We start from the raw sequence: 241 nt of genomic DNA on the forward strand, positions 1-241 counted from the left end.
TGGTCGTCGATGACGATCGTGCCATTCGCTGGGTGCTGGAGCGCGCCCTGGCACAGCCCGATCTGGCGGTCGAGTGTGTCGACCGGGCCGACCGGGTGCTGGAGCGGCTGCTCGCGAATCCGCCCGACGTGCTGGTCACCGACATCCGCATGCCCGGCCTCGACGGCCTGGACCTGATGGCCCGGGTCCGCGAGGCGCACCCGGAGCTGCCGGTGATCGTGATGACCGCCAGCTCCGGGTG

At 71.4% G+C, this 241-nt stretch carries 1 protein-coding gene; it reads left to right on the forward strand.

Annotated features, from left to right (window positions below; translation table 11 throughout):
- On the forward strand, nucleotides 1-241 hold a 241-nt coding region (locus CVH10_RS23845), incomplete at both ends, for a response regulator (RefSeq protein WP_146143376.1).

The organism is Halomonas sp. ND22Bw (genome assembly GCF_003011945.1).
GTDB classification, from domain to species: domain Bacteria; phylum Pseudomonadota; class Gammaproteobacteria; order Pseudomonadales; family Halomonadaceae; genus Halomonas; species Halomonas halophila.